Origin of the sequence: Variimorphobacter saccharofermentans, from assembly GCF_014174405.1 — a bacterium.
GTDB classification, from domain to species: Bacteria; Bacillota; Clostridia; order Lachnospirales; family Lachnospiraceae; genus Mobilitalea; species Mobilitalea saccharofermentans.
This window is the reverse complement of the sequence record NZ_JACEGA010000001.1, coordinates 1,478,947-1,492,198: the sequence shown is the minus strand read 5'-3', so window position 1 is coordinate 1,492,198 and position 13,252 is coordinate 1,478,947. Positions and strand designations below refer to the sequence as shown.

General features: G+C 38.8%; 14 protein-coding genes and 1 pseudogene. 1 reads left to right on the top strand and 14 read right to left on the bottom strand.

The genetic code is table 11. From position 1 onward, the window contains the following. Positions 1–190: 190 nt before the first annotated feature. The 11 genes and pseudogenes from H0486_RS18755 to mtaB form a co-directional block, all read right to left on the bottom strand. A pseudogene (locus H0486_RS18755) lies at positions 191–487 on the bottom strand (hypothetical protein); the annotation flags it as partial. Between the two features lie 190 nt (positions 488–677). Continuing rightward, positions 678–1,301: an RNA polymerase sporulation sigma factor SigK gene (gene sigK / locus H0486_RS06510; RefSeq protein WP_228352228.1), complete on the bottom strand. Its 624-nt coding sequence runs from the start codon at positions 1,299–1,301 to the stop codon at positions 678–680. A 220-nt stretch (positions 1,302–1,521) separates the two neighbouring features. Next, complete coding sequence (locus tag H0486_RS06505; protein ID WP_228352227.1) at positions 1,522–2,766, bottom strand: peptidase U32 family protein; 1,245 nt, start codon at positions 2,764–2,766, stop codon at positions 1,522–1,524. A 114-nt stretch (positions 2,767–2,880) separates the two neighbouring features. Next, positions 2,881–3,537, bottom strand: a complete 657-nt coding sequence (locus tag H0486_RS06500; RefSeq protein ID WP_228352226.1) for an O-methyltransferase — start codon at positions 3,535–3,537, stop codon at positions 2,881–2,883. Positions 3,538–3,552: 15 nt separating this feature from the next. Next, a complete protein-coding gene (locus tag H0486_RS06495; protein WP_228352225.1) occupies positions 3,553–4,113 on the bottom strand; it encodes an endolytic transglycosylase MltG in 561 nt (186 codons plus the stop codon). Positions 4,114–4,190: 77 nt separating this feature from the next. Beyond that, a complete protein-coding gene (locus tag H0486_RS06490) occupies positions 4,191–5,879 on the bottom strand; it encodes a ribonuclease J (RefSeq protein WP_267023467.1) in 1,689 nt (562 codons plus the stop codon). 76 nt (positions 5,880–5,955) lie between these two features. Continuing rightward, positions 5,956–6,414 carry a Fur family transcriptional regulator gene (locus H0486_RS06485; protein ID WP_228352224.1) on the bottom strand — a complete coding sequence of 153 codons (459 nt, stop codon included), beginning with the start codon at positions 6,412–6,414 and terminating at the stop codon, positions 5,956–5,958. A 139-nt stretch (positions 6,415–6,553) separates the two neighbouring features. Beyond that, the gene (locus H0486_RS06480) at positions 6,554–6,814 is read right to left on the bottom strand and encodes a DUF1292 domain-containing protein (RefSeq protein WP_228352223.1); all 261 of its coding nucleotides are present in this window, start codon (positions 6,812–6,814) and stop codon (positions 6,554–6,556) included. Next, complete coding sequence (ruvX, locus tag H0486_RS06475) at positions 6,811–7,266, bottom strand: Holliday junction resolvase RuvX (RefSeq protein ID WP_228352222.1); 456 nt, start codon at positions 7,264–7,266, stop codon at positions 6,811–6,813. Before ruvX ends, H0486_RS06480 begins: the two co-directional genes overlap by 4 nt. A 13-nt stretch (positions 7,267–7,279) precedes the next feature. Beyond that, a complete protein-coding gene (locus H0486_RS06470; protein ID WP_228352221.1) occupies positions 7,280–7,558 on the bottom strand; it encodes an IreB family regulatory phosphoprotein in 279 nt (92 codons plus the stop codon). A 96-nt stretch (positions 7,559–7,654) separates the two neighbouring features. Then, on the bottom strand, positions 7,655–9,007 hold the full coding sequence (gene mtaB, locus H0486_RS06465) for a tRNA (N(6)-L-threonylcarbamoyladenosine(37)-C(2))-methylthiotransferase MtaB (RefSeq protein ID WP_228352220.1): 1,353 nt from the start codon (positions 9,005–9,007) through the stop codon (positions 7,655–7,657). 134 nt (positions 9,008–9,141) lie between these two features. Here mtaB and H0486_RS06460 point away from each other — a divergent pair, with 134 nt between their 5' ends. Next, complete coding sequence (locus tag H0486_RS06460; RefSeq protein WP_228352219.1) at positions 9,142–9,375, top strand: HPr family phosphocarrier protein; 234 nt, start codon at positions 9,142–9,144, stop codon at positions 9,373–9,375. A gap of 152 nt (positions 9,376–9,527) precedes the next feature. Here the strand turns inward: H0486_RS06460 and thiI are convergent, their stop codons facing one another. The 3 genes from thiI to H0486_RS06445 all read right to left on the bottom strand — a co-directional run bounded on the left by thiI (position 9,528) and on the right by H0486_RS06445 (position 12,809). Then, a complete protein-coding gene (gene thiI / locus H0486_RS06455) occupies positions 9,528–10,703 on the bottom strand; it encodes a tRNA uracil 4-sulfurtransferase ThiI (RefSeq protein WP_228352218.1) in 1,176 nt (391 codons plus the stop codon). Positions 10,704–10,719: 16 nt separating this feature from the next. Further along, positions 10,720–11,910, bottom strand: a complete 1,191-nt coding sequence (locus tag H0486_RS06450) for a cysteine desulfurase family protein (protein WP_228352217.1) — start codon at positions 11,908–11,910, stop codon at positions 10,720–10,722. A 113-nt stretch (positions 11,911–12,023) separates the two neighbouring features. After that, complete coding sequence (locus tag H0486_RS06445) at positions 12,024–12,809, bottom strand: M23 family metallopeptidase (protein ID WP_228352216.1); 786 nt, start codon at positions 12,807–12,809, stop codon at positions 12,024–12,026. Between the last annotated feature and the right edge of the window lie 443 nt (positions 12,810–13,252).

The window sequence follows — 13,252 nt, the reverse complement described above, 5'->3', positions numbered from 1 at the left end:
GCAGAATTTGTAAACCTATTTATTTCCAAAATTATTCACATAATTTTATTCATTTTTTGTCTATTTTTAACATATTCTACCTTTTAATATTAATTTTTAGGTGATTTTGTATTTTTAAATACTTTTACTCGCATATTTTAAGATAGCTTTGGTCAGTAGTAAAATGAGATACATTTTTGTACGTCAAATATCAATCTTTGTAAGTGAGAATAAATATTTGTAAACGAAATGCAACTTTTATCCCTGGTTCACATAAAAGTTTATGCAAAACATCTTCTCCGTGATAGAAGCTGAACGTTTCGTATGGGCTACGATTATTCAGCTTCTTTCTTTTGTAAGAATTGATGTGATTCATCATAAGATTGATGTCTTCTTGTGTCAGTTGATCAAAGCTTGTCCCCTTTGGGAGAATCCTTCGTATCAACTCATGATTTACCTCAATGGCTCCCTTTTGGTATGGCCTTCCTGCATCACAGTAGAATATTCTTGTTTTCAGTCCGGATAGCTGATCAGGTTCTTTTAGCAGGAACTATATCCATAGTGGAGTATTATCACACTTCTATATCGTGTAATTAAGTGATAACGGCTCCGTGGAGTATATAGTTCCTGCTCCTGTCCCATTCCTATCCTATTCCTATACAGTTCCTATCCATTTGATTCGTCACTAGCACATGACCTTATCCTTCAAAACATTCCCGTAGTTTTTTTAGAGCTTTTTTCTCTATACGGCTGACATAGCTTCTTGAAATACCTAACATACCTGCGATCTCGCGTTGTGTGACTTCCTTCCTATTGCTTAAACCGTAACGTAAGCAGATTATTTCGCGTTCTCTATCAGTTAACACCTTACCGATTATGTGATACAGTTTTTTAATATCATCTTCCAGCACAATACTCTCAACAATATCAATTTCTGCTTCCTCAATGATATCCAACAGATTGATTTCATTGCCTTCCCGGTCAGACCCAATCGGATCGTACAGATATACTTCCTTGGCTAAACGTTTTCCACTTCTGAGCATCATCAAAAGCTCATTATCAATACAACGGGAGGCATATGTTGCTAAGCGAATTCCTTTCTCATCATCAAAGGTATCAATCGCCTTAATCAGTCCAATCGTTCCAATCGAAATCAAATCATCTGTTTCTTTATCAATCATATTATACTTTTTCACTATGTGCGCTACCAGCCTCAGGTTATGTTCAATTAATTTGTCTCTTGCTTCCTTGTCGCCTTCTTTACATCTTCGCAGATAGTCCGTTTCTTCCTTGGTGCTTAACGGCTTAGGAAACGACTTCACGAAAATAAGCACCCTCAATGCTTAAATGTTTCGTTATTATCTTATGTTTATTATTGACATAAAGTGCCTATCCTTCTTAAAAAAGGACAGAAGGACTTCTCTATTTTCTTTAAATTCGAAAAAAGGACTTCTTATCCTTATTGATTCGATAAAAACGGATAAAAGATAGTACGTACACTTTGCGAACTTTCTATCTTTAAGAATAAGAAGAACGGAGAGATTATTCCTCCCTCCGTCTTATTATATCGAATTTATCTAATTTGGTTCCGAAATCAACATAAATAATCTGTAGTGGATGCGGACAGCTTTCCATATCATTTCCCTGATCATCCAGAATTCTTTTTACGTTTGTTTCGATGGTGGAACCATCGGGTTTAATTATTTCTACGACATCTCCTACACAGAACTTGTTCTTTTGCTCCAGTTCATAATAACCATCCTTCTCTCCGGATATGGTACCCAGATAGGTATAGGCTTTCTCATACGTATTATGGTCATAAATCTGATCCTCATGAGTAGGTTTTCCGAAGAAAAATCCCGTGGTGAACTGTCTGTTGACTCCTTTACGAATTTCCTCCATATAGAATGGTTTATGCTCTTCATATATCACCGGATCCTCGAAATATTCATCAATAGCCAGACGGTAGGTTCTTGCAACCGTAGCTACATAGAGTGCTGTCTTCATTCTTCCCTCTATCTTAAAGCTGTCAATTCCAGCCTTAACAAGTTCCGGTATATATTCAATCATGCACAGATCCTTTGAGTTAAAAATATAGGTTCCCCGTTCATTTTCTTCAATGGGCAGATATTCTCCGGGTCTGGTCTCCTCCACAATATGATATCTCCAACGGCAGGAATGCGTACAGGCTCCCAGATTCGCATCTCTTCCGGTAAAATAATTACTTAGAAGACATCTACCAGAATATGCGATACACATTGCGCCGTGAACAAAGGTCTCTATTTCCATCTCAGCCGGAATTTTTGATCGAAGAACGGTCAGCTCCTCTAAGGAAAGTTCTCTTGCAGATACTACTCTGGTCGCCCCGAGCTTATTCCAAAACCGATAGGTTTCATAATTCGTATTGTTCGCCTGTGTACTGATGTGTATATCAATCTCCGGTACCTCTTCCCTGGCAATACTGAACACTCCCGGGTCAGATATAATCAGTGCGTCCGGACGATCTTCTCCAAATGCGTATAATTCCCTGAAATATCTTCTGATACCTTCCAAGTCCTGATTATGGGCTGTTATATTGGCGGTAACATATACCTTCTTGCCATAGCTATGTGCAAATGCAATTCCTTCTTTCATTTCCTCCATGGAGAAGTTTTTTGCTTTCGCCCGTAATCCATACAGATCACCACCAATATATACTGCATCTGCACCATATATTACAGCAGTTTTTAATGTTTCCAGATTACCACCCGGAATTAATAGCTCCGGCTTTTTTATCTCACTTAACATAGACACCTACATTTCTACGCAAGAACCCTTCTCTTGCGATATTATATGGGGGCTGCTGCATAATGATTGGCAGGGAGTATGACTCATTATGCAACAGCTCTTTTCCTTTAGTACCTATTTACGGAAGCTGACCGCAACACCATCACCAACCGGTAATATAACCGTCTCCAATTCCTCCATATGAGTTATCGTATAGAGATACTCTCGCATTCTGGTATGAATTGTTCGGTCCCTCCTAGTTATGCTATAACGGGAATTTGTTACTGTTCCATCCTGCAGAACATTATCTGTTACAAGTATTCCATTCGTAGATAGCATTTTCATTAGCTCAGGAAGAAAGCTCATATACTGTGCTTTCGCAGCATCCAGAAATATAAAATCGTAGTGCTGCTCCTCAGAAGCCAGGTCCTTTAATGCCTTTAGCGCTTCTCCCTTTATTAAGGTTATCTTATCCTTATGAGAAAATACCTCATTCGAGAAATTCTTCTCTGCATCAACAATTCGCATCGGTACTTTCTCAATCGTTGTTATTTTACTGTCATCACCGGTATATTCACTCATAAAGAGGGCGGAAAAGCCAATGGCAGTTCCGACCTCAAGAATTCGTTTTGGTTGCTGTAAACACAGTAAAAACTTTAATAAGCCCTGTGTTTCTTTCTTAATAATTGGTACATGACGTTCTAGCGCTTCTTTTTCAAGGGAAAGAAGCTCCGGTTTTATTTCTACCTGAAGTGAATTAATATAGGCTACAATTCTTTCATTTACTATCATATGGCACAAGCCTTTCTATTCTGTCTTATCCGCTTCCTTTTTCTTGTCCGACTTCTTATCCTTATCTTTTTTCGTATCCTTCTTTGTATCCTTTTCCTTATCCTTCTCCTCTTTCGTACTTGTCTCAGCTTCCGTATTCTCGTTAGCCTTCGTATCCTCTTCGGTGGCTTCTGCCTCCTCCTTGACAAGTGAAGCGGAGTAGTCTGTGATGATCGCCAGAATTTCTCCATACGTCATTGAGTTATTAATCTGATAAGTTCCCGGCATAATTGACTTATTTTCAAGCCTTGCTTTCAGATAGAAGGAATATTTGTTCTTGATGGCGCGATTTAGCTCTAGCTTGCTTGCGATGTCCATAGTAGATTCGCCCTTATTAATCTGAATAATAATCTCTCTGCCGGGTGCCGGTTCTACCGGATCCGGACCATATAGCTGATAAGTAAACTTATACGCTTCCTTACTCAGATTAATTACCGCAATTACTACTAAGATATAGAAAATAGCATTGAGTAGTACCTTAACGATAAAACTAGTAATTTTCAATGTTAACCTTACTGTTGTGGACTTCGTAGCCATTTGTTCGCCCCTCTAACTTTCTTATTCGATATTTCCTAAAGTAACACATGCACCATTACACATCTGCTGTGCATAGCTTATACTTCCATAATGATCGGTAAAATCATCGGGTTTCTCTTTGTTTTCTTCCAAATGAAATCATTCAGCGAATCTTTTATCTCAGTCTTCATCTTGCCCCAGTCTGTATTATTGCGACTCAGACACTTTTCTAATGCTTTCTCTACAACATCCCTTGCTTCCTCCATAAGGTTCTCTGACTCCCTTACGTATACAAAGCCACGGGATACAATATCTGGACCAGCCAGTACTTGGTTACTATATCTCTCTAACGATACCACTACGATTATTAATCCATTCTCTGATAACAGCTGTCTGTCACGAAGTACAATATTACCTACGTCACCAACACCAAGACCATCTACTAAGATACCCTGAGCCGGTACCTCTCCAGTGATCGCTGCCTTCTCATCGGATAATGTCAGTACATCACCGGATGATAATAAGAATATATTCTCCTTCGGAATACCAAGTGTCTGTGCTAATTCTGCATGACGTATCAAATGCTTGTATTCGCCATGTACCGGAACTGCATATTTGGGCTTAAGCAATGTATAAATCAGCTTAATCTCTTCCTGGCATGCATGCCCGGATACGTGTGTATCCTGATAGATTACCTTGGCCCCTTTCATGGAAAGATCATTGATAACCTTAGATACCGCTTTTTCATTACCCGGAATTGGTGTGGAGCTTAATATAACCACATCTCCCGGCTTGATTGTAACCTTTTTATGAATGGATGCTGCCATACGTGATAAAGCAGCCATGGATTCTCCCTGACTACCAGTGGTGATTAATACCAACTGATCATCCGTATAGTTCTTCATCATCTCTATATCAATTAACATATTTTCCGGCATTTTGATATAACCAAGCTCCATCGCTGTGGTCATGATATTAACCATACTTCGTCCTTCTATGACGATCTTTCTGCCGAACTTGGCTGCAGAGTTGATAATCTGCTGAACGCGATCGACATTCGAAGCAAAGGTTGCTACGATAATTCTCTGTTTTACATAATCTGTAAATATGCTGTCAAAGGTTTTTCCTACCGTGCTTTCTGACATGGTATATCCAGGTCTCTCTACATTGGTACTATCACATAACAATGCCATTACACCCTTCTTACCGATTTCCCCAATTCGTTGTAAATCAATGGGTTCACCGAATACCGGCGTATAATCCACCTTGAAATCTCCAGTATGGAATATGATGCCCGCTGGTGTATAGATTGCCAGCATCGCAGCATCCGCAATACTATGATTAGCACGAATGAATTCGATACGGAAGCATCCAAGATTAATAGACTGTCCGTATTTGATAACCTTTCTCTTGGTATTTTTCAGCAGATTATGCTCTTTTAATTTATTCTCAATAATTCCTATCGTAAGCCTTGTTGCATATATGGGTACATTGATATCCCTAAGTACATAGGGCAAAGATCCAATATGATCTTCATGTCCATGTGTAATAATAAATCCTTTTACCTTATCAATGTTTTCTTTTAAGTAGGTAACATCCGGTATTACTAAATCAATCCCCAGCATCTCGTCTTCTGGAAAGGATAGACCACAATCAATGACAATAATGCTGTCCTCGTACTCAATTGCTGTGATATTCATACCAATCTGTTCTAATCCGCCTAGGGGAATAATCTTAACACCTTTTATGTCTGTTTGTTTCTTATTGTTTTTTTCTTTTTCTTTCAAATAATTGCACCTCCAATGGTTATTATGTAAGTTATAACGTTATTTCCCATTATTAAGTGCATAATATGAATTAGAATTAATAGAATTGCTTATCCCTGCATTCTTGGCAATGACCGTATAGCTTTACCTCATGGTCACTGACGGTAAACCCCATAGTCTCCTTAATCCGTTCTTCCAGCGTCTCCAACAAATCATCCTGAAACGCATAGATTCTTCCACAGTCAAGACATATTAAATGATGGTGATGGTGGCAGGTATCCTCCGTGCCTTTCTTACTGATCTCATAACGTACATATCCATCATCCAAATTTAATTTATCTATTAGGTTAAGCTCTGATAACATCTGTATTGTTCGATATACAGTAGCTATTCCGATCTCAGGATATTTTTTTTTAACACAATCATAAATTTCCTCGGCAGTTAAGTGGATGCCGGGTCTACTATCCAACACTTCCAGTATTGCGATTCTCTGTGTTGTTACTTTCAAACCATTTTGTTTCAGCAACAGCTTGAACTGTTCCTTACCATCAGGCATATAATCACCTATTTTCTATCTAATTCGATATCTATGCAATTAATAAAAATCTTTCAATATTAATAGTTTTATATATTGTTATTCATATATTGTTTTATATAATATCTGCTTAATCTTCTTACAAAATGAAGATTAATTGTTAATCTAGTTCAATATCATCTAATAATTCGTTGAATATCCCGGCAACTAATTCCAGTTCCTTATCATCATCCACAATATTATAGATTGCTTCCTCATCGGTTGCCTGAGAGATATCCTTTAAAATGAGTGCTTCATCCTCTACTTCCGTACTAACCAGCAAATAATCAATTCCACCCAGCCTGGTTTGTTCTAATACACGAAATAATACTTCTTCCCCTTCTTCAGTGATAAACGTTATCTCATCCGGTTTGTTATTCATTCGATCTCCCTATTCTCATCTTTCTTCATATAATTCAATTTATCCAAATATCCTTGAAGTATTAATACCGCCGCAAGTTTATCCACAACTCTTGACTTTTCCTTATCGTCCATCCCTGTCTGGTCCAACACCTGATGTGCTGCAACGGTTGTTAACCGTTCATCCCATAATATAACTTCAAGTCCGGTTCTTTTCCGCAGTTTTTCTGCAAACTCTTCTGATTTAGAAGCCCGTTCACCAATGGTATTATTCAAATGCTTCGGATACCCGAGGACAATGGTATCAACATCATATTCGGCAATCAGCTCTTCGATCCTTGCTAATGTCTGCCGAAGCTTATTTTCTTGTTTTCTACGGATGACCTCGATACCCTGGGCAGTCAGCAGCAATGGATCACTGATTGCTACTCCAACTGTTACAGAGCCATAATCTAGCCCAATGATTCGTTTCATTAATTACTCCTGTCTACGGTTTTGAACTATTCTGATTGATATTCTTGTCAATGTAAAAACGTAACAATTCTTCAATAATCTCATCACGTTCTACCTTCATAATCAAGCTTCGAGCGCCCTTATGGCTCGTTATGTAGGTTGGATCTCCACTCATTACATAGCCAACAATCTGATTAACAGGATTATATCCTTTTTCCGTTAACGCCGAATATACGATTCGAATGATCTCACTTACTACTACTTCCGTTTCCTTCTGTACTTTAAAGTATTGAGTATTGTTTATTTTTTGCATCGATTTCACTTCCTCTTCTATAAAGTCAGGTAGTCATACTCTACCTTCCGAGTTCAATCATGTTATCTACTATATTAATATATTTAACCAAAAAATTCAATGAATTATTTCACAAAGGAGGATTTCGTCATTTAATGTTCCAATTATTTTGCCATTTATCAGCTGATTTGATAGGTCCTGTTCACAGGCTACAGCAATCTTTAAATAGCGTTCATTATGTCCTACCTGATAATTAATTCCATCGAGAGTCATTTGCTCTTCCATTAGAATTTTCTCTATTTTACCCATAAACCTCTGTTTATATTCTTTTGCCATCATCTCAGAGAGTATAATTATTTCATTGCTTCTCTGGTTTTTAATCTCTTCTGCTATCTGGTTCGGCATATCTGCGGCTTTCGTACCAGCTCTTTTTGAATACTTAAAAACATGGATATGGGAAAACTCCACTTTCTGTATAAAGTGTTTTGTTTCTTCGAATTCTTCCTGCGTCTCACCGGGAAAGCCTACAATTACATCCGTTGTAAATGATGGGTTCTCAAAGTACTCTTTGATCATGACAACCCGGTCATAATACTCCTGTGCAGAATACTTTCGATTCATTCTCCTTAGTACACCGTCACTGCCGCTTTGCAGGGACAGATGAAAATGAGGGCAGAATTGCTCTACGGATGCAATCGCCTCTAAAAACTCCCTGGTGATGATTCTTGGTTCCAGCGAGCCTAGTCGAATACGCTTTATTCCGTCAATTTTACCTATTCTGGTAATCAGAGTCGCTAAAGGCATAGCTTCGAAGCTATCCTGCATTTCATGATGATCACCCTTCTTGTTTCTGTCCGTTCCATAAGAGGAAAGATGAATCCCTGTAAGTACGATTTCCTTGTAGCCTTTGTCGGCTAATCGTGTAATCTCAGCCAGTATATCCTCCTCATCTCTGCTCCTTACCCTTCCTCTTACGTAAGGGATGATACAATAGGAGCAAAACCGGTTACACCCGTCCTGTATCTTAATAAAAGCTCTGGTTTTCTCCATCGTGGTAATGACATGCAATGCTTCATATTCCTGCTCCTTAGCCATATCAACGATGAGCTCTTCTTTCTCGTTACCTATCAGACACCGTTCCACCATAGTAACGATATCTGCCTTTTTATTATTACCTACTACCAAGTCTACCGCACTGTCTTCCAGTAATGCTTCTTCCGCAGCCTGAACATAACACCCAACAGCAGCTATGACTGCATTCGGGTTTCGTTTCTTTGCCTGATGAAGCATCTGGCGGGATTTCCGATCAGCAATATTCGTTACGGTGCAGGTATTGATCACATAGACATCAGCTCTTTCCTTAAAATCTACGATATCATAGCCAGCTGACTCAAACATTCCGCGCATTGCTTCCGTTTCATAGGAATTCACCTTACAGCCTAAGCTTAAAAATGCTGCTGTTTTCTTCATTTATAACAATATCCTTTCTATAATGGGTTAGCCAACCCATAGAACATTTCCGCTTTTTTTTATGAACTTTGTATATTGACTTTTAATATGTTAAATTATAGTATATTACTATACTGAATAAAGGAGGAGTTTGCATGAAAACGGTTAAAATATCATTAAATTCTATCGATAAGGTAAAGGCATTCGTAAATGACGTTACTAAGTTTGATTCCGATTTTGATTTAGTCTCCGGTAGATATGTTATAGATGCAAAATCTATCATGGGTATTTTCAGCCTTGATTTATCAAAGGTTATTGATCTTAACATTCATAGTGAGGAGAACTTAGATAAAATCCTTACTGTATTAAAGCCTTACATTGTAGATTAATAGTTATAACACAGAAGAGGTTGTCACTTGTGACGACTTCTTTTTTTGTTCGGATTTTGGTATAAAAGTCAATGAATTATAGTTCAATGAATATTAACGATTATATATTCATTGAACAACTTTAATCAGACTTTTGACATCATAATCAGCTCTTAACCAATCGGTATCACTTCAACGGTATTTAATGCAGTCTCCACTAATTCTTCAATTTTCTCTTCCAGATTTTTTTCCGATTTACGGATTACCTTTAGACTGGGCTTTGTTACCGGATGCTTTGCCACAAAGATGGTACAGCAGTCTTCAAATGGCTGGATAGAGGTCTCAAAGGTATCAATCTGTTCTGCTATTTTAACGATTTCATTTTTATCAAAAGCAATTAATGGGCGATATACCGGCATTGAACATACTTCATTCGTAGCTGCCAGGCTATGCATCGTCTGACTGGCAACCTGCCCGATACTTTCCCCGGTAACCAAACCAAGACACCCTTCCTTTTCTGCCAGGCGCTCTGCGATTCTCATCATATATCTTCTCATGATGATGGTTAGCTCCTCGTGGGGGCACTGATCATAGATATATAGTTGAATATCCGTAAAATTAACCACATAGAGCTTCATTTTACCAGTATATTTTGAGATCTTCTCTGCAAGCTCCACAACCTTCTGCTTTGCTCTGTCACTGGTATATGGCGGAGCATGAAAATAAGTTGCTGCCATGGATACTCCTCTTTTAGCAATCATGTATCCAGCAACAGGACTGTCAATTCCTCCGGATAATAGAAGCATTGCTCTGCCATTGGTACCTACAGGCATACCCCCAAGACCAGGAATTACGATGGAATATACATAGGATTTCGTGCGCACCTCTACGGTAATACGAACGGATGGCTCATGCACATCCACCTTCATCTCAGGAAACCGTTTTAAAAGATAAGCTCCCATCTCAATACAGATTTCAGGAGAAGTAAGGGCATAATTCTTATCAGCCCGCTTCGCTTCTACCTTGAAGGTAAAATTACGATCCGGATACATTGCCTCCACATAATCTCCCACACCCTTCGTTAATGTATCCCACTCTGAACTGTCAATCACAACAACGGGACAGATAGCAGCAATTCCGAATACTTTACGAATCGCCTCCACTGTCTCTTCATAATCATATTGATCAGGACATTCCACGAAAATTCTGCCCTGTTCTTTGCTAACCTCATATTCTCCAAGTGGATTCAGCGCCTCTTTAACTCTGTCACGCAAGGCGTTCTCAAAGAGATACCGGTTATTTCCCTTTAAACCGATTTCTGCATACTTAATTAAAAATGCTTTGAACATATAATCCTCCATAAAACTACTTTTTCCTAGTATATCGTCTGAGCATTGGTAGCAGCTCTTTGATCTTCTCTAAGGTATAATCTATTTCCTCTTCTGTCGTCATCTCGGACATAGAAAAACGCAACGTACTATCCAGCAAATCCTTTGGCAGACCGATTGCTGAAAGAGTAACACTTGGAGTCGGATGATGGGAGCTGCATGCAGATCCTGATGAAACATAGATTCCTTTATCCTCTAAGGCATGCAAAAACACTTCACTTCTCACTCCATGGAAACTGATACTCATGATATGGGGAGCAGTTTTTCTCAAATGCTCCAGTTCAAAATCCATCATGCATTCTTCAGGTATACCATTCACAGTTATACCCTCTAAGGTACTGACTTCCCTGAGGAATTTCTGCTTCAGTTGGTACATTCGAGCAACCTTCGCCTCATGATTCTCATACAGTTCAGCAACTGCTTGTCCTAACCCGGCAATTCCCGAAACATTTTCCGTACCGGAACGCAGTCCTCTCTGATGCCCTCCTCCAAAAACTATGGGATTTATTCTTACTTTATCACTTACATATAAGGCTCCTATTCCCTTGGGTCCATGAATTTTGTGTCCACTGAAGGATAGGAGGTCAATTCCTTCTCTTTTTGGATAGATACGGTATTTTCCATAGGCTTGTACAGCATCTACGTGAAAAATAACATCCTTCTTTCTCTTTTTCAATTCTGATGCAATCTCTGCTATATCCTGAACGGAGCCAATTTCATTATTCACATACATAAGTGACACCATCAGTGTATTCTCTTTGATTAGCTCATAGAGTGCCTCCTTGATCAGCTTTCCAGAAGCATCTACAGGAGCAAAGCTAATCTCAAAGCCATTCTCCTCAAGGTATACCAAGGGTTGATGAATGGATGGATGCTCAATCCGGGATGTAATAATATGTGTTCCTCTCCGTTTATTTGCAAGAGCGGTTCCAATTAATGCGAGATTATTCGCCTCTGTTCCTCCTGAGGTAAATATAATCTCCTTCGGTTCCACCTTCAAATTGCTTGCTATGATACCTGCAGCCTCTTTTATATACTGCTCTGCCCTCATTCCAAGCCGATGCATGGAAGAAGGATTGCCATAATCCTCATACATAGCAGCCAGCATCGTATCCCGAACGCCTTCTGTAATCTTAGTTGTCGCAGAATTATCCAAATATACTTCCATAGTCTTGATCTCTCCTGGTGCCCTTAGTAAACATAAGTTCTAATCTATTCGTGTATTATACCACATATGTCCAGTTGAAAAAAGTACTTTTTATAATCGTATTTCTTGTCCCTTCAGTCTGAAGTCCTATGTTCTTCGTAACTAGTGCGGTTTCTTTCTAAAATACGCATGATCCAGTAAGGGTTCACGCTAATTTCTCCAATTTTCGAATTAATATAAATCCCCATATGCAGATGAACATCAAACTGTCCAATGGTACCTTCTTCACCATAGCCGCTATCGCCCATAAATCCTAAAAGCTGGCCTGCTATAACCTTGTCACCTTCTTCCAGCTCCGGTGCATAGGAGAATAGATGAGCATAATAAAAGTAACAGCCGGCCTCTGATCGAATACCAATGCGGTAGCCACCCTGCTCAAGCCATCCCTTTTTCTCAACCACTCCATCTGTAATACTGATGACTGGAAAATAGCCTCTGATATTATTAGAAGCCATCAAATCTGTCCCTTCATGTCTGCGATTTCCGCCATAGGTACGAAGATTATACCAGCTATTATCATAATATATTGTAGCCTCTGCAACTTCTGGTACCGGAAAATATACGATATTCGACAATATCGCTTTGTAATAATCGTAAAGCTCCTGATACGATGGAGTTGCACATACCTTTCCTATTCCTCGGCAAAAGGTTTTATCATCTACAAGCGGTTTGTTTACAAGATCAAATGAGTTAGCCATCATACTAAAGGTCAACAAACTGAATTCATCCATCTCCGGAAGTCTTTGCAGGAATGGATTCTTATTCAGAATACGCTTCATCTTCTTCTTTACCTTCTCTAATGTATCCTCTGATAAGCGCATTTCACGAAAGGAATCATAGTTAATGCCATTTTCAATCATATTATTAACCAAACATTTCGTTTGTATCAATTCCATTTCGAATCGTATGATAAATAATAGGATCAGGAGCAGACAGGAAGTTAGTATCCATTCCCATCTTAAAGTTAAACCTTTATTTGCATCGTTCATTCTGTATCTATGTCTCACCGTCATTAGATTCATCACCTGCTTATTCTTTCATCTAATATGGAAAACAGTTACCATAAGATGTCTCCCATATTAATCGGACATAGAATCATATGATGATGAACGCCCCAATATAACAATTTCGCCAATACTGATAATCCTACAGGATGGGAAAGGCAATCGTACTGATTATGCTGAGCTGTTCCCTTTTACTGCGATAAATCCGTACGCTGACCACAACCATGCTATTCGGAGAAGAATATATGTTGAGGTTATCGTACGGACTTATGGTAGAGATTATGCATAACACTCCTACA